Origin of the sequence: Nitrosomonas sp. Is79A3, from assembly GCF_000219585.1 — a bacterium.
Taxonomy (GTDB): Bacteria; Pseudomonadota; Gammaproteobacteria; order Burkholderiales; family Nitrosomonadaceae; genus Nitrosomonas.
Genome location: NC_015731.1, coordinates 2,877,491 through 2,898,992, shown reverse-complemented (window position 1 = coordinate 2,898,992; position 21,502 = coordinate 2,877,491). Strand labels below are relative to the sequence as shown.

The window sequence follows — 21,502 nt, the reverse complement described above, 5'->3', positions numbered from 1 at the left end:
TATTCCTATACAACAATATTGACCAATCTGCCGGGCACGACAATGATCTTTTTGACTGCTTGCCCCTCGATAAATTTCAACACATGTTCATTAGTCAAGGCAGCATGCTCAATGACGTCTTTCCCGGCATCTTTGGCGACATTGATTTCTCCACGTAATTTACCATTGACCTGCACAATCAGCTTAATTTCATTCTGTACCATGGCTGCGTTGTCTGCTTGTGGCCAAGGCTGATCAAAAAGTTCGGTACCCGGTTTGAGTTCACGCCACAGTTCATGGCAGATATGCGGAACGATCGGGGAGAGCAGTAATACTATATTTTCCAGCGCTTCTTGCATCAGGTTACGGCTGGCTGGATCAGTGCCCTGACTTTTTGCCAGGCCGTTCATCAATTCCATCACAGCGGCAATAGCGGTATTGAATGTGTGACGCCGGTCCAGGTCGTCGCTGACTTTGGCGATGGTCTGGTGTAGCTGGCAGCGCAGGGATTTGAGTTCCGGCGTTAATGTTTGATGCAACGCGGGATCGATCCCGGCAACGCCTTGCTGGAGGTGGGTGTAAACCTGTTTCCATAGCCGTTTGAGGAAACGGTACGCGCCATCGACACCAGCATCAGCCCATTCGAGTGTTTGCGTCGGAGGACTGGCAAACATCATGAACAAGCGCGCGGTATCGGCGCCGTATTCTTCCACCAGTTTCTGTGGATCAACCCCGTTATTTTTGGATTTCGACATGGTGCCGATGCCGCCTGATTCAACCGGCTGGTTGTCGGCTTGCAGGATTGCGCTGTAACGTTTGCCTTGTTCGTCATACTGGATGTTGACTTCCGCCGGATTGAAATAGGTCATGCGCCCGCTGCCGGATTTACGATAAAAAATTTCGTTCAGCACCATGCCCTGCGTCAGCAGATTGGTAAACGGTTCATCCAAAGTCATTAAACCCAGATCGCGCATGACTTTGCTCCAGAATCGCGAATACAGCAAATGCAAAATGGCGTGTTCAATACCGCCGATATATTGATCGGCTGGCAGCCAGTAATTGACACGCTCATCGGTCATTGCCTGATTCTGGTCGGAGCAGGCATAGCGGGCGTAGTACCAGGATGAATCAACAAAGGTATCCATGGTATCGGTTTCCCGGCGTGCAGTTTTGCCGCATTTAGGGCAGGCGCATTCATAAAAGGACGGCGTTTTGGCTAATGGATTGCCCGAGCCATCGGGCACCAGGTCCTGCGGCAGCACCACCGGCAACTGATCGTCCGGTACTGGCACTATACCGCAATCAGCGCAATGAATCAGCGGAATCGGGCAGCCCCAGTAGCGTTGGCGTGAAATGCCCCAATCGCGCAACCGATAGTGTACGCGTTTGCTGCCCAGGCCTTTTTGTTCGAGTGCCGCTGCGATAGCATCTACTGCTTTCTGAAATTCCAATCCGGAAAATTCATCGGAATCAAAGGTCACACCATGTTCTACATAAGCTTGTGCCAGCGGCATTTCCAGATCACCATCCAGTGGCTTGATAACCGCTTTGATCGGGAGTGCGTATTTTGTGGCAAACTCAAAATCGCGCTCATCATGCGCAGGAACTGCCATAACTGCGCCTTCGCCATAACCCATCAACACGTAATTGGCTACCCAGACCGGTAATTTCTTGCCATTCAGCGGATGGATGACGAATAAGCCGGTATCCATGCCTTTCTTCTCTTGTGTCGCCAAATCGGCTTCCTTAGCTGAGCCGAGTTTGCATTCCTGGATAAAAGCTCGCAGCGATGGATTATTTTTGGCGGCATGCAAAGCGATCGGATGTTCAGCAGCAACGGCGACATAGGTTGCGCCTTGCAGCGTATCCGCGCGGGTAGTGAACACTTTTAGATCTTGCGGTGTACCGGATCCGGTATCGGCCGGAAAGGTAATGTCGACACCGTAGCTTTTGCCGATCCAATTAGCTTGCATAGTTCTGACTCGTTCCGGCCAGCCGGTCAGTGTGTCCAGTGCCGCCAGCAGTTCGTCGGCATATTGGGTGATTTTCATGTAGTACATCGGGATTTCGCGTTTTTCCACCGGTGCGCCGGTGCGCCAGCCGCAGCCATCAATCACCTGTTCGTTAGCCAATACAGTCTGATCAACCGGGTCCCAATTAACTGTGCCGGTAGTTTGATACGCCAATCCCTTTTCCAGCATGCGCAGAAACAGCCATTGATTCCAGCGGTAATAACTGGAATCACATGTAGCGATTTCACGCGACCAATCGATACTCAGTCCCAGGCTTTTCAGTTGCTTGCGCATGTAGGCAATGTTGTCGTACGTCCATTTCGCCGGAGAAACATTGTTTTGCATGGCGGCATTTTCAGCAGGCAGGCCAAATGCATCCCAGCCCATCGGCTGCATGACGTTGTAACCCTGCATGCGGCGGTAACGCGACAATACATCTCCAATCGTGTAATTGCGTACATGCCCCATGTGCAGTTTGCCGGATGGATAGGGAAACATCGACAGGCAGTAATATTTTGGTTTTTCGGTAATCTCGATCGCTTTGAAGGCGGCTGTTTGTTCCCAGTATTGCTGTGCGTTTTTCTCGATTTCCTGGGGATGATATTTTTCTTGCATGGAATTTAGCTTTTTACTGTAAAACGCTGATTATACCGTGAAGTATTTGGGGTGATTGTGCCTATTATTCGACAGATTTTTGTTCATGCTGTTGGGTGCGTTGCATGTTTCGTTCATGCACGCTCTGCAAGATTGCTTTCAATTCACTTTCTCCCCATGCTTGCGCCTCAGATTCAGATGAAAATCCTTTCTGGCGCTTTGAAACAATAGTTCTCTTTGCTGTTACTTTTCTGATAATTTCTGCGGTCCAGCCGGTATTTTCTTGCTTGACACGAAATTCGTATTTTTTACCTTTTGCCATTTCTAATTTCCTGAGAATTGATGGATGATCGCTACGTTGGGTTTGCCGCACTAGTGGTATGGCTGGCATATCGAGCGGAATAGAGAGGGTTTGTGTATTGTACGCTGGAGATTATAGGCGTGTTGGAACAGTTACTTTTGTACTTGGTGTAATTTTTTATCAGCGGTTTGGCAGTAGTCTACTTTGAGTAGAAGCCAGATGGTTCTTCCGCAGATTTTGCTCCAAAATCTGCGGCTATTTGCTTGACCAGGTATTGCCTGATTGCTGTGGTATATATTCTTTTGCTGTGACACAGCAATTTCAGACGCGGAAGGTTAATCCAGACGAAAACCGATCTTTAGTTTTATCTGATAGTGTGCAACTTTTGCTTCAACGATATGCCCACGGGTTTCTACCACTTCAAACCAATCCAGGTTACGCAGCGTTTCGCCGGATTTGGCAATGGCTTGCTGGATGGCATCTTCAATGCTTTTAGTTGAAGAACCAACGATTTCGATAACTTTATAAACGTGATCGCCCATTTTGGAATTCCTCTTTATATTATTGGAAAAAGCGTTATATCATACTTTAGGTCATCAGAAATACCAGAATCTTTACGCGGAAATAACAAAAAAGTAGTTATTATTCTGGAGTCTGTCAGACTTAAGCAATCGCAGTGATCCATTTTAAGGAAATTACTTACTACTATGAAACTCAGAATAATATTTGCTCTATTAATTGTCATCTCTCTTGCTGCCTGTGCGATTACTCCAACGGGTAGAAGTCAACTGGCTTTTATGCCCGATAGTGAAGTGGATGCGATGGGGTTGCAAGCTTTTTCAGATTTAAAGAAAGAAAAAACAATCAGTCAAAATGCACAGGAAGACCAGTTTGTGCGATGTATTGCAAATGCGATTACACGTGAAGTCGGCGGTAATTGGGAAGTGGTTGTCTTTGAGGATAATACACTGAATGCTTTTGCGTTGCCGGGTAACAAAATTGGTGTGCATACTGGATTGGTTGAGCTGGTGGATAATCAGGATCAATTGGCCTCTGTCATTGGTCACGAAATCGGTCATGTGCTGGCCAGACACAGTAATGAGCGAATGTCTCAAAAACTGGGCGCGCAAATTGGTATTTCATTGATTGCAGCTGTGGCGGCGCCACGAACGCCAATGGGGCAGAATGCATTGGGTTTGCTTGGTGTTGGTGCACAGTACGGATTGATCATGCCGTTTAGCCGCTTGCATGAGAGTGAGGCGGATGCTATTGGTATTGAGTTAATGGCAAAAGCTGGATTCAATCCTTCTGAAAGTATCACGTTATGGCAGAAAATGGCTCAGGCCAGTCAAGGTTCTCAACCTGTGGAATTTTTGTCAACTCATCCTTCTCCTGAAACGCGTATCGATGATTTACGGGGTCTTTTGCCTAAAGCCATGCCCCTGATGCAGCAAGCCCATGCAGCCGGCAAGGCTCCGAATTGTGTGAAATAAACAGCTATTCTCCGGGTTCCGGTTCGCTTGCCGGAAAATCCAGTTCCATTTTTGCACCGTCTGGGTCATGAAAGAATAATTGCCAGCTTTCCAGTCCTTTTAAACGGTGCAACTCGTAGTGAATGCCACTTTGCTTTAAGGTATCGATAACAACTTGTAGATTAGATGCAGTAAAAGCCATGTGATCAATTACACCGGCTGCATTGGCCGGTAATGGTCTGCCAGCCATGATATGCAAGATCGCCTGATTTCCGGCATAAAGCCATGCGCCTGGAAAGGCAAAGGGAGGGCGATAACCTTCCGTGAGGCCAAGAATATTGATATAAAAGGTCTTGCTCCTTTCCAAATTACTGCTTAAAACTGTGAAATGATTCATTCCTTCGATTGTCATTTTGCTTATCTCTCGGTTAAAACATAATTTTATAACAAGAAGTATGTGTTCGCAGCCTGCAAGAATTCAAAAGGCATAATAATCCGCCGCGAGTACTATGCCGCATGCTTAGTCAATACGCGCAGCACATTGCTATATTCCTACAGTAGTCCTCATTTCTTCCTATTAAGATAAGCGGTTATATATGCTTTCTATTCCATCCTTACTTCTATTATTGTTTTCACTAAAATCCGCAAAATCTGTTAAAGAAAGTTTTTCTTAGGTCGTAAGATAAATCCTACGCTTGGCTTAATTAAAATAAGTATGAAATAAAGGTAGGAGAAAATCGATGACAGAGATTTCATTAGAAAGATGATAGATCATAAATTGCCGGTGGATAGGAATTTATATAGCAAACAAGAGGAGCATAACTCATGATGCAGGAGCAAGCAGCAAACATAGTCACTGAATCATCCGGCCCGGTTACCAGCCATATGGCCAACGAATTTCTGACCTTTCGTCTGGGCGGCGAAGAATACGGGATAGAAATACTTAAAGTGCAAGAGATTCGCGGGTATGACTCGATCACCCAAATTGCCAATGCACCCGAGTTTATCAAGGGAGTTGTTAATCTGCGCGGGATCATCGTACCGATTATCGATATGCGGATCAAATTCAGGCTAGGTAATGCAGACTATGATCAATTTACCGTGGTCATTATTTTAAATGTAGCGGGCCGCGTCATGGGGATCGTGGTGGATGGGGTATCCGACGTGCTGACTCTGGAAGCCGGGCAGATGCGGCCGATACCGGGATTTGGCTCGATTATTGATACGGAATATATCATGGGATTGGGAACAGTCGAGGAACGTATGCTGATATTGATTGATATCGAAAAGCTGATGGGTAGCAGTGATATGGGTCTAATTGAACAAAGTATTAATTAACAGGAATAGTAGTTTTTTGATATGAAGATTTAAAGGAGATTCTAATGTTTAATAATATGACGATTAAGTCACGATTGATGTTTGTAATTAGTATGCTATCCCTATTGCTGGTAGGTATCGGTTCTTTGGGCCTGTATGGTATCAATCAGTCCAATGCGGGATTAAAGTCAGTTTATGAAGACCGTACTGTACCCGCAGTCCAGCTCGGAAAAATCCTGGATGTTTGGCACCTAGTTCGCCGGAACGCGACAGAGGCTGCACAAGCAAAAAATGTGGATGTTGCAAAAGCACGGGGAGAGGAAGCACTTAAATTAGTGAAACAGAACGAGGCGGTTTGGGCGCAATTCATGGCGACCAAATTAACGACTGAAGAAGCGGCGCTTGCTAAAACTAAAGGCGAACAGCACGTTCAATATGTGGAATCACTGAATCGAACGCTTCAGCTGGCTTCAGCAGGAGAGTTTGAAGCAGCCGCACTTAATGCTTCGACAGATGCAATGCAGAAGTTTAATGCACTGCGAGATACCGTCTTTGCTTTACTTGATTTGCAAGGAACTGCTGCCGCTCAGGAATATGCAACAGCGCAAAATCACTACGAGAATATTTTCATGACTTCAGTTGTAGTGATGATCCTGGGTGTTTCTCTGGCAATCATTGTCGGCTTTTTGTTAATACGCGCCATTGTTGGTCCACTCAATGAAGCCATTGCGGTGGCAAATGCGGTCGCAGCGGGTGATCTGACCAGCCGCATTGAAGCCAACTCGACCAACGAGACCGGCCGCCTGCTGCAAGCATTGAGAACAATGAATGACAACTTGGCAGATCTGGTGGGTAAAGTGCGGATGGGCACAGACTCTATCACAACTGCATCGGGTGAAATTGCCTCCGGTAACTTGGATTTGAGTCAACGCACGGAAGAACAAGCCTCCAGCCTGGAAGAAACCGCGTCTTCAATGGAAGAACTGACTTCCACAGTAAGACAAAATGCGGACAATGCGCGTCAGGCCAATCAATTGGCAGCGGGTGCTTCCGAAGTTGCGGTAAAAGGCGGTGCCGTGGTAGGGCAAGTGGTACAGACCATGAGTTCTATTAATGAGAGCTCGAAGAAGATTGTCGACATTATCAGTGTCATTGATGGCATTGCTTTTCAGACCAACATTCTGGCGTTAAACGCAGCGGTAGAAGCGGCGCGTGCCGGTGAACAAGGACGTGGTTTTGCAGTGGTAGCAACAGAAGTACGCACACTGGCGCAACGCTCAGCGGCTGCAGCAAAAGAGATCAAAGAGCTGATCAGCGATTCAGTCAGCAAAGTGGAAGATGGCACGCGCCTGGTTGATGAAGCGGGCGCAACCATGGATGAAATCGTCAGTGCTGTCAAACGTGTGACCGACATCATGGCTGAAATCTCTGCGGCGTCGCAGGAACAAAGTTCAGGTATTGAGCAGGTTAATCAAGCCGTGACTCAAATGGACGAAGTCACGCAACAAAACGCGGCGTTGGTGGAAGAAGCAGCAGCAGCGGCAGAATCCATGCAGGAACAAGCGCAAACACTCACTCAAGCAGTCAGCACCTTCAAACTGTCTGGCGGTGGCAGCCATACACCAACACCGGTGAAAAGAAGTAACCGTCCTGCCACGGTTGCCAAATTGCCCAATCGCGGTCCTGCTACGAGGAAAGCTGCGGTCAATTCAAACACAGAATCCCCATCGGTACCGGCGCAACCGCGCAAAGTTGCATCAGGCGGTGGCGGTGATGAGTGGGAAGAATTCTAAATCATCACACAAGAACACTTCCCGTAACCGGGATGTGTTCTTGGTATATTGAATTGTGATAGTCCCGGCCTGATCATACAGATACCCAGTTAACCCGGTAGCTATACGATCAGATTCGGCTTAAGTTTTTAGTATTCCCAATTTGAGGTTCCCTCTGTTTTTCGTCTTCCAACAGGCGAACAGTTTTATGCTATCAGCTTTTTCTTCTGTTGAGGATTAGCCAGTCATTTAGAAACCTCATTGGCGATTTATAGCCTAACGTTGAGTGCTGCCGTTTCCGGTTGTAAAGTACCTCGATGTACTCGAAGCTCATGGCAGCCATCTCTGCGCGTGTTTCATAACGCAGTCCATGTACTCGCTCGTTCTTGAAGCTATTGAACCAACTTTCGGTTGGGGCATTATCCCAACAATTACCTTTACGGTTCATTGAGCAGATCATGCCGTATTTCTTGAGCCTTCTCTGAAATTCTTTGCTGGCATATTGGCTACCCCGATCTGAGTGGTGCATCAATCCTGCTGCAGGTTTCTTGCGAAACCATGCCATCGTTAGTGCATCTGTAACGATGTCTGCAGTCATGCGCGGTTTCAGCGACCAGCCAACCACCTCACGGTTAAACAGATCAAGCACGATAGCCAGATATAGCAAGCCCTCATCTGTCCATAGGTAAGTGATATCGGATGTCCAGACCTGATTAGGCGCGGCTGGACTGAAATTCCGATCCAGCAGATTCGGTGCAATCGGCAGATTGTGCCGGGAGTCCGTCGTTATCTTGTAGCGCCGCTTGTGCCTTGCACGAATGCCGTTCTCTCGCATTAGACGTTCAACCCGCTTCTTGGAAGCTGGAAACCCACGGTCACGCAATTCTCTGACCATTCTCGGACTACCGTAGATCCCCTTGAGTTCGGCATGAATAGATTGGATCAGCGTCAGCATTTGAACGTCGGTGATGCGTTTGCGATCCGGTTTGCCACCACGCTTCCACGACCGGTATCCGCTCACGCTGACATCTAATATCGTACACATCTCGGCGAGAGAAAACTCCCGTTGCTTATCAATCCAGGCGTACTTCACACAACATCTCTCGCGAAGTACGCCGTTGCTTTTTTTAGGATCTCACACTCCCGTTTCAGCCTTACGTTCTCAGCACGTAACCGGGATAGATCCATTTGTTCCGGTGTGACAACCTTGGTACCCTTACCGTTAAGTTTGCCTGCCTCCGCCAACTTTACCCAGTTGCGCAGTGTTTGTTCTACCAGTCCCAGTTCCTTCGCTACCAGAACAATCGACTTTCCCATCTTCACTTGCTTGACCGCTTGCTCCTTGAACTCGGTCGTGTATTCCTGCTTCGGTATCTTCTTCATCGTCTTCCTCTCAATAGTAACGTTAATTGTATGTCACCCTTGGAAGACTATTTTTCGAGGGAAGCTCAGATTTAGAATTCTTCCCACTCGTCACCGCCACCGCCTGACGCAACTTTGCGCGGTTGTGCCGGTACCGATGGGAATTCTTTGTTTGAACTTACAGAGGCCTTTTTCGTAGCAGGACCACGATTGGGCAATTTGGCAACTGTGGCAGGACGGTTACTTCTTTTTACGGCCGTTGATGGACGGCCGCCATCGCCAGACAGTTTGAAGGTACTGACTGCTTGAGTGAGTGTTTGCGCTTGTTCCTGCATGGATTCTGCCGCTGCTGCTGCTTCTTCCACCAACGCCGCGTTTTGTTGCGTGACTTCGTCCATTTGAGTCACGGCTTGATTAACCTGCTCAATGCCTGAACTTTGTTCCTGCGACGCCGCAGAGATTTCAGCCATGATGTCGGTCACACGTTTGACAGCACTGACGATTTCATCCATGGTTGCGCCCGCTTCATCAACCAGGCGCGTGCCATCTTCCACTTTGCTGACTGAATCGCTGATCAGCTCTTTGATCTCTTTTGCTGCAGCCGCTGAGCGTTGCGCCAGTGTGCGTACTTCTGTTGCTACCACTGCAAAACCACGTCCTTGTTCACCGGCACGCGCCGCTTCTACCGCTGCGTTTAACGCCAGAATGTTGGTCTGAAAAGCAATGCCATCAATGACACTGATAATGTCGACAATCTTCTTGGAGCTTTCATTGATTGAACTCATGGTTTGTACCACTTGCCCTACCACGGCACCGCCTTTTACCGCAACTTCGGAAGCACCCGCTGCCAATTGATTGGCCTGACGCGCATTGTCCGCATTTTGTCTTACTGTGGAAGTCAATTCTTCCATCGAAGACGCAGTTTCTTCCAGGCTGGAGGCTTGTTCTTCCGTGCGTTGACTCAAATCCAAGTTACCGGAAGCAATCTCACCGGATGCAGTGCTGATCGTGTCGGTACCGCTACGTATTTCACTGACGATCTTAACCAGACTATCCTGCATTTCTTTAATTGCGAATAACATGCTATTCGGGTATTTTGTGTTAACCGCGATATTGCTCGACAAATCACCCGCGGCAATTTTTTGCATGACTTCCGCCGCATATTTCGGTTCACCGCCCAATTGCGCCAGCAGATTACGTGTGATCACCAAGGCAAGCACGATCCCGATAGCAATGGCAATTGCCAATAATGCGATGACCAGCGTTTGGGACATTGCGAAGGTCTGATCGGCTACTTCGCTGGCCGCAATTCCTCCCGCAGTATTCAAATCCGATAACTTAATTAACTGATCGGACATTTCATCATAGACCTGCTTGGATTGACCATTCATAAATGCCCGCGCTTCTTCGGTTTTGTTTGCACGAGAAAGCGAAATCAGTTGACGATGCGCAGCTAAATATTGCCCCCATCGTTCAGAAAATAAATCGAATATCTTTTGTTCCTCAGGAGAAGAAATTAGCCTTTTGGATTCTTCGCTAGCTTTTTCTATCCTAGAAAGCAAATTGGCAATTTCTTTTTCATAATGCTGCATATCCTGTTCGGATGTGGAAAGCACATGACTCATTTCGCCAATCCTGAAATCGGATGTAAAAAGATTCAAATCCGCTGCAGCTTTCGAGGCAGGCAGCCATTCCCCGGTAATTGCAGTTGCAGCTTTATTGAGGCTATTTAACTGGAATAACGAAAAGACACCCAGAAAAATCATAAAACCAAGCAGTACCATAAAGGAACCAGACAGCTTGGTGCCGATTTTCATATCATTCAACATGTTCATTACTCCTAATAAAGACTGTTATTGCAACTTGTTTATTTTCAAACAAACTCATACTCATTAATTAATGTTTTGATCAATTAAGCCCATTTCGCTACTACCCATCAGCTTTTCGATATCAATTAATATCAGCATGCGTTCTTCGACTGTTCCCAATCCCATGATATATTCCGTATCAATGACTGAGCCAAATCCCGGTGTCGGCCGCATCTGCTCGGCTTCCAGAGTCAGCACGTCGGATACCCCATCCACCACGATACCCATGACGCGGCCCGCTACATTTAAAATAATGACCACGGTAAATTGATCATAGTCCGCAGTGCCCAGCCTGAATTTGATCCGCATATCGATAATCGGCACGATAATCCCGCGCAGATTGACGACTCCCTTAATAAACTCGGGCGCATTGGCAATCTGTGTGATCGAGTCGTACCCGCGAATTTCTTGCACCTTAAGTATTTCTATCCCGTATTCTTCGCCGCCCAGACGAAAGGTCAGAAATTCATTGGCCATATGACGGGTAACCGGGCCGGGTGATTCAGTGACTAAACTTGCTGCCTGCTCCTGCGACATAATTTATGCTCCTCTTATTCGTATACTAAAACCCGAATCAATTGATAGTCCACGCGCTATCATTTACTTATTAAAAGCTGGCAAGAATGTTGCATTATCTTATTTTGCACCTTCGAAACTTGATCAAACGAGATATGATTTAAGTGCTGATATTCATTTACGAATGTCTTTTCATTGATTCACGTATCCGATGTTATATTTGGCTATGTCACAATTGGTTGTTGAAAATGACCTGAGAACTAACACGATTTATTTTTAATCAATTGGTTATATGTTTTTATGGTTATCAAAAAATCATTTGTCATCAGTGAATTGGAAAATCCAACAGTTAAGGAATCTCTGAATAATTCACCTTTGTTATTTCGAACGTAGTGAGGAATCTTTGGCAATCAACAATATAGATTTCTCGCTCTGCTCGAAATGACAGTTATTCAGAGGTTCCTTAACTGCTACATGCTTTATATTTAATTTGTGATTTTGTTGGGGTGAAGCTTATCTTTACGGAATACGGGAAATTATATTTTGTCGGCAGGTTCTGCTTCTTTAGCAAGAAAACATGATTATTCTTTATAAGAAATATCTTACATAGAGGGGTGCATTGATGAGAAGTGCAATTTCTACAGGAAATTAGGATTTAACCTGATCAATATCTGTTACATCGTACTTATAATTACCAATTGTGCAATTTGATTGAACACCAATCTTGTAATCCGCCGTAACACGAAGCTGGGTGATCTTGTTGACGCATTCAAATTGACTAAAACTATCGCCTAAAACTTAGTATCATGAGTATGGATAGCTTTGATTCATCCAAGTAAATTTGGGGTTGAGTGGACGAACACCACCCGGTTATCGGGCGGTGTTCGGGTATGATGACTTAGAATTCTTCCCACTCATCACCGCCACCGCCTGATGCAACTTTGCGCGGTTGCGCCGGTACCGATGGGGATTCTGTGTTTGAATTGACCGCAGCTTTCCTCGTAGCAGGACCGCGATTGGGCAATTTTGCAACCGTGGCAGGACGGTTACTTCTTTTCACTGGTGTTGGTGTATGGCTGCCACCGCCAGACAGTTTGAAGGTACTGACTGCTTGAGTGAGTGTTTGCGCTTGTTCCTGCATGGATTCCGCCGCAGCTGCCGCTTCTTCCACCAACGCCGCGTTTTGCTGCGTGACTTCGTCCATCTGAGTGACGGCTTGATTGACTTGTTCAATACCTGAGCTTTGTTCTTGCGATGCGGCAGAGATTTCAGCCATGATGTCGGTCACACGTTTGACCGCACTGACGATTTCATCCATGGTTGCGCCCGCTTCATCAACCAGGCGCGTGCCATCTTCCACTTTGCTGACTGAATCGCTGATCAGCTCTTTGATCTCTTTTGCTGCAGCCGCTGAGCGTTGCGCCAGTGTGCGTACTTCTGTTGCTACCACTGCAAAACCACGTCCTTGTTCACCGGCACGCGCTGCTTCTACCGCTGCGTTTAACGCCAGAATGTTGGTCTGAAAAGCAATGCCATCAATGACACTGATAATGTCGACAATCTTCTTCGAGCTCTCATTAATAGAACTCATGGTCTGTACCACTTGCCCTACCACGGCACCGCCTTTTACCGCAACTTCGGAAGCACCCGCTGCCAATTGATTGGCCTGACGCGCATTGTCCGCATTTTGTCTTACTGTGGAAGTCAGTTCTTCCATTGAAGACGCGGTTTCTTCCAGGCTGGAGGCTTGTTCTTCCGTGCGTTGACTCAAATCCAAGTTACCGGAGGCAATTTCACCCGATGCAGTTGTGATAGAGTCTGTGCCCATCCGCACTTTACCCACCAGATCTACCAAATTGTCGTTCATCTGTTTCAAGGCTTGCAGCAAGCGGCCGGTCTCATTGGTTGAATTGACCTCAATGCGACTGGTCAGATCACCCGCTGCGACGGCATTCGCCACCGCAATGGCTTCATTGAGTGGTGTAGTAATTGCCCGTATCAACAAAAATCCGATAATCGCGGCAAAAAATATGCCTAGGGCAATAACGGTAACGCTGGTCATAAAGATATTTTTATAATCATTTTGAGCCGCTGCATATTCTTTTGCACCCTCATCACGCTGCAATTCAAGTAACTTGAACAAGGTTGCGTGTGCCGCGTCAAATTTAGGTGTTGCAGATAGGGCATTTGTAATAGCGGCGTCATAATCCCCAGCAGCAGCCAAAACCATCGTCTGATTGCGTGGCTCGACATATGCTTTCCATTGTTGATTAAAATTCTCAACCAGTGTTGCTTCTTCTGGAGTTAGATTAGTCGCCGTATACTTCTGCCAAGCGGCGGCAATCTCGGCATCGCGCTGATTAGTCATCGCTTGTCTTTCTTTTACTATTTCAGCATTTCTCCCATAAGCAGACATCACCGCATTTAGGCGTGCGCGTTGCATACGATCCAGAATTAACCCCAAATCCCCTAATGGCACGGCGCGATCTTCATAAACCCCTCTGAAAGAATCGTTGGTCTGATTAAGACCATATATGCCCAAACCACCCACACCAATCAATAAAACCGACAGCATGCCAATCACCAATATCAATCGCGACTTAATTGTCATATTATTAAACATTAGAATCTCCTTTAAATCTTCATATCAAAAAAACTACTATTCCCGTTAATTAATACTTTGTTCAATTAGACCCATATTACTGCTACCCATCAGCTTTTCGATATCAATCAATATCAGCATACGTTCCTCGACTGTTCCCAATCCCATGATATATTCCGTATCAATAATCGAGCCAAATCCCGGTATCGGCCGCATCTGCCCGGCTTCCAGAGTCAGCACGTCGGATACCCCATCCACCACGATCCCCATGACGCGGCCCGCTACATTTAAAATAATGACCACGGTAAATTGGTCATAGTCTGCATTGCCCAGCCTGAATTTGATTCGCATATCGATAATTGGCACGATGATCCCGCGCAGATTGACAACTCCTTTGATAAACTCCGGTGCATTGGCAATTTGGGTGATCGAGTCATACCCTCGAATTTCTTGCACCTTAAGAATTTCTATCCCGTACTCTTCACTGCCCAGACGGAAGGTTAAAAATTCATTAGCCATAAGATTGGTAACTGGACCGGGTGATTCAGTGACTAAACTTGCTGCCTGCTCCTGTGACATAATTTATGCTCCTCTTTTTTACTTTATAAAACTCGGATCAATTAGTAATCTATGAGCTACTATTTCTCTATTAAAATCTTATAAGGATATCGAAAATCTATTTATTGCACCTTCGGGGTTTAGTCCGGCTCGATATGTTTTAAATGCTGATATTCATAAATAAATATCTCATTATGAATTCACTTATCCAATGGGATATTTATTGTGATTTTGTTGGAGCGAAGCCTATCTTTACGGAATAAAGAAAAATATATTTTGCCGGTAGATTCTTATTCTTTATTAAGAGATTATGATTGTATTTGGCAGGAAATGTCTTACGCCAAGAAAGAAACATTGATGAGAAGTGCAATTTCTACAGGAAATTAGGATTTAACCTGATCAATATCTGTTGCATCGTACTTATAATTACCAATTGTGCAATTTGATTGAACACCAATCTTGTAATCCGCCGTAACACGAAGCTGGGTGATCTTGTTGACGCATTCAAATTGACTAAAACTATCGCCTAAAACTTAGTATCATGAGTATGGATAGCTTTGATTCATCCAAGTAAATTTGGGGTTGAGTGGACGAACACCGCCCGATAACCGGGTGGTGTTCGGGTATGATGACTTAGAATTCTTCCCACTCATCACCGCCACCGCCTGATGCAACTTTGCGCGGTTGCGCCGGTACCGATGGGGATTCTGTGTTTGAATTGACCGCAGCTTTCCTCGTAGCAGGACCGCGATTGGGCAATTTGGCAACCGTGGCAGGACGGTTACTTCTTTTCACTGGTGTTGGTGTATGGCTGCCACCGCCAGACAGTTTGAAGGTACTGACTGCTTGAGTGAGTGTTTGCGCTTGTTCCTGCATGGATTCCGCCGCAGCTGCCGCTTCTTCCACCAACGCCGCGTTTTGCTGCGTGACTTCGTCCATCTGAGTGACGGCTTGATTGACTTGTTCAATACCTGAGCTTTGTTCTTGCGATGCGGCAGAGATTTCAGCCATGATGTCGGTCACACGTTTGACAGCACTGACGATTTCATCCATGGTTGCGCCCGCTTCATCAACCAGGCGCGTGCCATCTTCCACTTTGCTGACTGAATCGCTGATCAGCTCTTTGATCTCTTTTGCTGCAGCCGCTGAGCGTTGCGCCAGTGTGCGTACTTCTGTTGCTACCACTGCAAAACCACGTCCTTGTTCACCGGCACGCGCTGCTTCTACCGCTGCGTTTAACGCCAGAATGTTGGTCTGAAAAGCAATGCCATCAATGACACTGATAATGTCGACAATCTTCTTCGAGCTCTCATTAATAGAACTCATGGTCTGTACCACTTGCCCTACCACGGCACCGCCTTTTACCGCAACTTCGGAAGCACCCGCTGCCAATTGATTGGCCTGACGCGCATTGTCCGCATTTTGTCTTACTGTGGAAGTCAGTTCTTCCATTGAAGACGCGGTTTCTTCCAGGCTGGAGGCTTGTTCTTCCGTGCGTTGACTCAAATCCAAGTTACCGGAGGCAATTTCACCCGATGCAGTTGTGATAGAGTCTGTGCCCATCCGCACTTTACCCACCAGATCTGCCAAGTTGTCATTCATTGTTCTCAATGCTTGCAGCAGGCGGCCGGTCTCGTTGGTCGAGTTGGCTTCAATGCGGCTGGTCAGATCACCCGCTGCGACCGCATTTGCCACCGCAATGGCTTCATTGAGTGGACCAACAATGGCGCGTATTAACAAAAAGCCGACAATGATTGCCAGAGAAACACCCAGGATCATCACTACAACTGAAGTCATGAAAATATTCTCGTAGTGATTTTGCGCTGTTGCATATTCCTGAGCGGCAGCAGTTCCTTGCAAATCAAGTAAAGCAAAGACGGTATCTCGCAGTGCATTAAACTTCTGCATTGCATCTGTCGAAGCATTAAGTGCGGCTGCTTCAAACTCTCCTGCTGAAGCCAGCTGAAGCGTTCGATTCAGTGATTCCACATATTGAACGTGCTGTTCGCCTTTAGTTTTAGCAAGCGCCGCTTCTTCAGTCGTTAATTTGGTCGCCATGAATTGCGCCCAAACCGCCTCGTTCTGTTTCACTAATTTAAGTGCTTCCTCTCCCCGTGCTTTTGCAACATCCACATTTTTTGCTTGTGCAGCCTCTGTCGCGTTCCGGCGAACTAGGTGCCAAACATCCAGGATTTTTCCGAGCTGGACTGCGGGTACAGTACGGTCTTCATAAACTGACTTTAATCCCGCATTGGACTGATTGATACCATACAGGCCCAAAGAACCGATACCTACCAGCAATAGGGATAGCATACTAATTACAAACATCAATCGTGACTTAATCGTCATATTATTAAACATTAGAATCTCCTTTAAATCTTCATATCAAAAAACTACTATTCCTGTTAATTAATACTTTGTTCAATTAGACCCATATCACTGCTACCCATCAGCTTTTCGATATCAATCAATATCAGCATACGTTCCTCGACTGTTCCCAATCCCATGATATATTCCGTATCAATAATCGAGCCAAATCCCGGTATCGGCCGCATCTGCCCGGCTTCCAGAGTCAGCACGTCGGATACCCCATCCACCACGATCCCCATGACGCGGCCCGCTACATTTAAAATAATGACCACGGTAAATTGGTCATAGTCTGCATTGCCCAGCCTGAATTTGATTCGCATATCGATAATTGGCACGATGATCCCGCGCAGATTGACAACTCCTTTGATAAACTCCGGTGCATTGGCAATTTGGGTGATCGAGTCATACCCTCGAATTTCTTGCACCTTAAGAATTTCTATCCCGTACTCTTCACTGCCCAGACGGAAGGTTAAAAATTCATTAGCCATAAGATTGGTAACTGGACCGGGTGATTCAGTGACTAAACTTGCTGCCTGCTCCTGTGACATAATTTATGTTCCTCTTATCCACTATACTAAAAACCAAATCAATTGATAATCTAAGACGCGCGATCATCTTTTGTTGAAGGTTGAAAGAACTTCATATCATCGTTTTTGTTCGCTTTTGAAGCTCATAATTGAGATCTTTTAGTATCAAGATCCATCTTTTTGAATATCTTTATCGCTGCTTTATTTATTCTGGTTTCGTGCATTAATGATATATAAGTGAAGTAAGTATTAGCGGTAAAAATATAAATATGTTTTGTCGGGATATTCTTTTTATTGATTCAGAAATCATGAATATAATAAATAGGATAAGTCCTACATTTTTATTAAAAATTATCTATATAGCAATATTTATGAAAGCCTGGCAAGCGTAGTGTTTCTGATGAAAGAGTCTTCTTCCGCCGCGCCTTAGTGCCCGGCATTGGACTTCGAGCTCCAATGCCGGTGGGGGGTCACTTACTTAATTCGAAAGTAGGTGGGTGAAGATGTGTAGCCGCTGGGAGCGATGACAGTGATACGACTATACGTGGGAGTACCAACGGGTACGGTGGTGGTGATTTGAGTGTCAGACACTACGGTAAAGTTGGCTTCAATGCCAGAGAATCTTACGGAAGTGGCGGGTGTGAAATGTGAGCCGGTGATAGTAATTAAAGATCCAATTGTTCCCTGCGAAGGGGATATTGACGTGATCACCGGTGGCGGGAATAGGATCATGTCGGTTTCGCTGACGACAGTGCCTTGCGAAGTGGTGATTGTGATCGGTCCGGTGGTTGCGCCACTCGGCACTGTGGCAGAGAGTGTTTTTGGACCGAACGAATTAAAGCCTGCTGTGACGCCGTTGAAGGCTACTGCTTCTACGTTGGTCAGGTTGTCGCCTGTGATAGTTACCGATGTTCCGTTTCCACCTGTGGAAGGGGTAAAGGAAGTGATCGTGGGTGAGCCGACTAAAAAGTTGGTTGTGCTGGTGGCGGAAGTAATAGGATTGGTAACTGTAATGGGGCCGCTTAAGGGGTTTGCTGGAACATATGCCCAAATTTCCGATAATGAAACAACTGCGAACTGCGTCGTGACGCCGCCAATAGCAACCGATTGCACATCGAAGAAGTTACTGCCAGTAATCGTTATTTGTGTACCAGGCGGGCCCGAAGTCGGCGCGAATTCGCTGATACTCGGTTCGACGTTAATGACGGTGACGGGATTAGCGAAAAAATCGAATACCGGCTTGTTCAGGTGCCCCATGAAAGAATGCTCTGCAAAGGCTACTTTCAGTTGGTTGCTTACCTGGTCTTTATAAGACTCGTACATGGCAGGCAAGCTGGCTTCCCAGCCGGATGTAGTGGGGTTGCTAAGAAGATAATCTTTTCCATCGAGAAAGCCTGCATTGTCGATAGCGTTGTAGATTGTCTGGGAATCCAAGGCAGACAAACCTTCGATTCGCCAGAAGCGTTCAGGGTAAAGTTGGCTCGGTGTACTACTGATCAGTTGAGTTGGTATATCTATGGACAGGAGTTGCGCGTAGCTGTTCTGGACGTTGTTGTAAAGTGTCAATGTGTCATTTACCCCTGCGACGAAGATTGTGGGGGTGGAGGCGGAGAGTATGGAATTCCAGTTTCCTGAAGCTATGTATAGAGCCATAGCCTCGATAGGAAATTTCAGGTAATCCTGGACTGACTGTGTGAATAGGGATGCAAAAAATCCTCCAGAAGAGATACCGACTAGATAGGTTGGGTCGGCCGAGCTTATGCTTCCTTGGCCTATTAAAGCTTGACGCAATGCAGCTACGCGTTGCAGATCGGGGTTGTTAGTCGGTTGCATTTCTAAATTCCAAGCCTTGTTTTGCCGGTCATAACTATTCAATGCGACAATGGCGTATCCCCGTGCCGTGGCATCTTGTATGAATGATCGAGTTTCAGTCTGATCGAAGAAACAAGCGGCACATCCTCCCATCCCGTGAAACATGAAGATTACGCCGATGTGGGGATCGGGGAAGTAAGTCACAACGTCAAGCCATCGGGGTGCATCCTTGTATTGTGCCGTGATGTTGATATCGCTTGCAGGCATGGTTACGGTAGTCTGAGGGGATTCAACGTTTGCTATCTGGGCGGTGTCTCCTACCCAACGGTTGAATATCCGCATCGGTAGGTTTGCGTCAAGGGGAGCTCTCGTTGTATTCAGCGTATTTGCGTCTTCTTGCGGATTTGCCCAAATGGTAACTTTAGTGCTTGCGGGATAGCTCCCACTACCGCTACCATTATTCACGATTAAGTTACCGGCAAGCACCTGGGAAGCGGATGCGAAAGCAAGTGTCAGGACGATTAAGTATGCGCAAGAAATCGATTTTAGTACGGATAAAGTATAAGTAGAATCCATAGGTCTTAGTGACATTCCGTTATCAAAAAGATAAATAACGGACGGGCATGGCGAAAATTAATGAGGTCATGCTCGATTGGGCCAAATATGACTGTGTCAGGCCCTGAAAGATTGGTGATAACAGAAAATACTTTTTAGATAGAGGAAAATATGCTATTTATTACTAATTACTGCGATGCGTTAAGGTATTAGAATAGGCAGTAAGAAAAAGTAACAAGAAGAAATAACAGAAGATATTTTGAGAATTATAAATAATAGCTTATGAATAATAAGAATAATGAATTCAAGTTCCTTTAGTATATAAATTTATAAATCGTGGTGTGCGTAAAGATAATTTCACGAGATGAAAAAAGTGATAACTAAAAAAGAAGATGGCGGCAAAGGGTGCTTGGTGTTGTTGCCTGGTATGGAAGACATTCCGGGCCGGTATAATATAATTATACCGATCATATTGTTTTTCCATCTTGAATAACATTCAGAGAGGATAGGTTTATGTTTACTTTGAAACATGCAATAAGAAAAGGACTGCTTGTTCTTGCTGTCTTGTTGTCATTGTCCCTAGCCAATCAAGCGCAGGCAAATCCCCGCTATTCCTCTATCGTAATAGATGCGGATACAGGTGTAGTACTGCACGAATCTAACGCTGATGCCAGCCGTTATCCAGCATCTCTAACCAAGATGATGACCCTCTATATGCTGTTCGAGGCGATTGAACAACGCAAGATGTCGTTGGATGAGCGAATGCAAGTGTCGGCGCATGCGGCATCAATGCCGCAGACGAATATCGGCTTACGTGCAGGAGATAGTATCAGTGTGCGTGATGCGATTCCGGCATTAATTGTACGTTCTGCCAACGATGTGGCAGCAGTGGTAGCCGAGGCGCTTGGCAGTAGCGAAGCAAACTTTGGCCATATGATGACTGATAAGGCACGTAAACTGGGTATGCATTCCACCACTTTCCGTAATGCTTCTGGTTTACCCAATGGTGAGCAAAAGACCACAGCCCGGGACTTGGTGACTTTGTCGACACGATTAATGAGGGATTTTTCCAAGCACTACCATTATTTCTCTACCCAGACATTCAGCTACAATGGTGCTACTTATAGAAGCCATAACCGCATGGTGCGAAATACCCCAGGTGTGGATGGCTTGAAAACCGGATTTATTCGCGCCTCTGGGTTCAATGTAGCTACTTCCGCCAAACGTGGTGGCCGTCGTGTAATTGCAGTAGTAATGGGCGGACAAACCGCAGCTGCGCGTGATCAGCATATGGCACAATTGCTCGATCGCAGTTTTAACCAGGGACACACGACTCAGCAGTTGGCCAGCAATACTAGTAATACCCGCGCTGTGCCGGTTGCAGCCTTGAAGACTAGTACTTCGACTCCTGTACCGAAACCATCTCCCGTGCTGGAAAAGATATCTGTTTCCGTCGTGACGCAACCGGTTGTACAACCGGCGGTCAATGCACGGCCGCAAAAAGTTGCGATGCTGGAGAATGACACTTGGGCCGTGCAGATAGGTTCTTATCATGAACCCGACCGGGCTCATGCCCAGGCCCAAGCCGCTGCTCGTTGGGTACCAGGAGAAGTGATGGTCACTGAGGTGGAAATCAGTAACCGCAAGTTGTATCGGGCGAGGCTGGTGGGTTTGCACGAAAGCCAAGCACGCACAGCCTGCCAGAATCTCGCCCGGCAAGGGATGGGATGCTTGGTGGTACGATCATAGGGTTGAGCATAACAAGCAGTATTTGTCATTTCTGATACCGGTTTGAAAGAGCCAACAGTTGCAAACTAGGACAAATGGCTTACATAAATAGAATAGACCTCTGTATATTTTCCAACTCTTTTTTACTATTTTATCA

Annotated in this window: 16 protein-coding genes; 4 read left to right on the top strand and 12 right to left on the bottom strand. The window is 46.4% G+C overall.

The window, feature by feature from the left end:
• Positions 1-5 precede the first annotated feature (5 nt).
• The 3 genes from leuS to NIT79A3_RS13425 form a co-directional block, all read right to left on the bottom strand.
• The gene (gene leuS, locus NIT79A3_RS13435) at positions 6-2,606 is read right to left on the bottom strand and encodes a leucine--tRNA ligase (protein ID WP_013966714.1); all 2,601 of its coding nucleotides are present in this window, start codon (positions 2,604-2,606) and stop codon (positions 6-8) included.
• A 64-nt stretch (positions 2,607-2,670) separates the two neighbouring features.
• The gene (locus tag NIT79A3_RS13430) at positions 2,671-2,907 is read right to left on the bottom strand and encodes a DUF3622 domain-containing protein (protein WP_013966713.1); all 237 of its coding nucleotides are present in this window, start codon (positions 2,905-2,907) and stop codon (positions 2,671-2,673) included.
• A 314-nt stretch (positions 2,908-3,221) separates the two neighbouring features.
• The gene (locus NIT79A3_RS13425; RefSeq protein WP_013966712.1) at positions 3,222-3,428 is read right to left on the bottom strand and encodes a dodecin; all 207 of its coding nucleotides are present in this window, start codon (positions 3,426-3,428) and stop codon (positions 3,222-3,224) included.
• Between the two features lie 165 nt (positions 3,429-3,593).
• Between NIT79A3_RS13425 and NIT79A3_RS13420 the strand changes: the two genes are divergently transcribed.
• Positions 3,594-4,379, top strand: coding sequence for a M48 family metallopeptidase (locus tag NIT79A3_RS13420; RefSeq protein ID WP_013966711.1), 786 nt, complete (start codon positions 3,594-3,596; stop codon positions 4,377-4,379).
• Between the two features lie 4 nt (positions 4,380-4,383).
• Here NIT79A3_RS13420 and NIT79A3_RS13415 read toward each other — a convergent pair whose 3' ends face one another.
• The gene (locus NIT79A3_RS13415) at positions 4,384-4,770 is read right to left on the bottom strand and encodes a VOC family protein (protein WP_013966710.1); all 387 of its coding nucleotides are present in this window, start codon (positions 4,768-4,770) and stop codon (positions 4,384-4,386) included.
• Positions 4,771-5,183: 413 nt separating this feature from the next.
• Here NIT79A3_RS13415 and NIT79A3_RS13410 point away from each other — a divergent pair, with 413 nt between their 5' ends.
• Entirely contained in the window at positions 5,184-5,696 is a 513-nt protein-coding gene (locus NIT79A3_RS13410) for a chemotaxis protein CheW (RefSeq protein WP_013966709.1), read from the top strand.
• 44 nt (positions 5,697-5,740) lie between these two features.
• Positions 5,741-7,468 carry a methyl-accepting chemotaxis protein gene (locus tag NIT79A3_RS13405; protein WP_013966704.1) on the top strand — a complete coding sequence of 576 codons (1,728 nt, stop codon included), beginning with the start codon at positions 5,741-5,743 and terminating at the stop codon, positions 7,466-7,468.
• A 193-nt stretch (positions 7,469-7,661) separates the two neighbouring features.
• Here the strand turns inward: NIT79A3_RS13405 and NIT79A3_RS13400 are convergent.
• From NIT79A3_RS13400 to NIT79A3_RS13360, 8 genes are all read right to left on the bottom strand, one after another.
• Positions 7,662-8,830, bottom strand: a protein-coding gene (locus NIT79A3_RS13400; RefSeq protein WP_156797089.1) for an IS3 family transposase whose coding sequence is annotated in 2 segments (ribosomal slippage) — positions 7,662-8,578 and positions 8,578-8,830 — 1,170 coding nt in all. Because the reading frame shifts where the segments join, the coding sequence is not laid out codon by codon here.
• A 71-nt stretch (positions 8,831-8,901) separates the two neighbouring features.
• Complete coding sequence (locus tag NIT79A3_RS13390; RefSeq protein WP_013965091.1) at positions 8,902-10,638, bottom strand: methyl-accepting chemotaxis protein; 1,737 nt, start codon at positions 10,636-10,638, stop codon at positions 8,902-8,904.
• A gap of 63 nt (positions 10,639-10,701) precedes the next feature.
• A complete protein-coding gene (locus NIT79A3_RS13385; protein ID WP_013966707.1) occupies positions 10,702-11,214 on the bottom strand; it encodes a chemotaxis protein CheW in 513 nt (170 codons plus the stop codon).
• A gap of 877 nt (positions 11,215-12,091) precedes the next feature.
• Positions 12,092-13,816 (bottom strand): methyl-accepting chemotaxis protein, encoded by a 1,725-nt coding sequence (locus NIT79A3_RS13380; RefSeq protein ID WP_013966706.1) that lies wholly within the window; start codon positions 13,814-13,816, stop codon positions 12,092-12,094.
• A gap of 45 nt (positions 13,817-13,861) precedes the next feature.
• Positions 13,862-14,374 carry a chemotaxis protein CheW gene (locus NIT79A3_RS13375; protein WP_013966705.1) on the bottom strand — a complete coding sequence of 171 codons (513 nt, stop codon included), beginning with the start codon at positions 14,372-14,374 and terminating at the stop codon, positions 13,862-13,864.
• Positions 14,375-14,986: 612 nt separating this feature from the next.
• Positions 14,987-16,714 carry a methyl-accepting chemotaxis protein gene (locus NIT79A3_RS13370; RefSeq protein ID WP_013966704.1) on the bottom strand — a complete coding sequence of 576 codons (1,728 nt, stop codon included), beginning with the start codon at positions 16,712-16,714 and terminating at the stop codon, positions 14,987-14,989.
• A 44-nt stretch (positions 16,715-16,758) separates the two neighbouring features.
• Positions 16,759-17,271 (bottom strand): chemotaxis protein CheW, encoded by a 513-nt coding sequence (locus NIT79A3_RS13365; protein WP_013966703.1) that lies wholly within the window; start codon positions 17,269-17,271, stop codon positions 16,759-16,761.
• Positions 17,272-17,724: 453 nt separating this feature from the next.
• Positions 17,725-19,653, bottom strand: coding sequence for an IPT/TIG domain-containing protein (locus NIT79A3_RS13360; RefSeq protein WP_083817970.1), 1,929 nt, complete (start codon positions 19,651-19,653; stop codon positions 17,725-17,727).
• 477 nt (positions 19,654-20,130) lie between these two features.
• Between NIT79A3_RS13360 and NIT79A3_RS13355 the strand changes: the two genes are divergently transcribed.
• A complete protein-coding gene (locus NIT79A3_RS13355) occupies positions 20,131-21,366 on the top strand; it encodes a D-alanyl-D-alanine carboxypeptidase family protein (protein ID WP_013966701.1) in 1,236 nt (411 codons plus the stop codon).
• The last annotated feature ends 136 nt before the right edge of the window (positions 21,367-21,502 follow it).